Origin of the sequence: Aquicoccus porphyridii, from assembly GCF_008369105.1 — a bacterium.
In the GTDB taxonomy this organism is placed as follows: Bacteria; Pseudomonadota; Alphaproteobacteria; order Rhodobacterales; family Rhodobacteraceae; genus Aquicoccus; species Aquicoccus porphyridii.
Genome location: NZ_VINQ01000093.1, coordinates 1 through 535 on the forward strand (window position 1 = coordinate 1; position 535 = coordinate 535).

General features: G+C 51.2%; 2 rRNA genes. Both read right to left on the bottom strand.

From position 1 onward, the window contains the following. Window positions 1-67: 67 nt before the first annotated feature. A 5S ribosomal RNA gene (rrf, locus tag FLO80_RS21925) occupies window positions 68-183 on the bottom strand. Between the two features lie 144 nt (window positions 184-327). Further along, window positions 328-535: ribosomal RNA gene (locus tag FLO80_RS21930) — 23S ribosomal RNA — on the bottom strand; the annotation flags it as partial.

A 535-nucleotide genomic window follows, 5' to 3' on the forward strand; every position in this document is an offset into this window, starting at 1 on the left:
GCACGCCTTTTTCCGCGCGCAAAAGCAAAACCCCTGGTCATCGCTGACCAGGGGTTTTGGGATAGGAGCTTGACGATGACCTACTCTCACATGGGGAGACCCCACACTACCATCGGCGATGCGTCGTTTCACTTCTGAGTTCGGGAAGGGATCAGGTGGTTCCAACGCTCTATGATCGTCAAGCAATTCGGTTGGATATCCGTTCGCTTGGGCTTACGTCTATCCGGATTCAGGTATGTGATTTCAAGGTGTTTTGCGGTTCATGCGAACTTTCGGTTCGTCGACTTCACCTTACAACACACAATCGTCAGATTGTTTGGGTGTTATATGGTCAAGCCTCACGGGCAATTAGTACTGGTTAGCTCAACGCCTCACAACGCTTACACACCCAGCCTATCAACGTCGTAGTCTTCGACGGCCCTTCAGGGGAATCAAGTTCCCAGTGAGATCTCATCTTGAGGCAAGTTTCCCGCTTAGATGCTTTCAGCGGTTATCTTTTCCGAACATAGCTACCCGGCAATGCCACTGGCGTGAC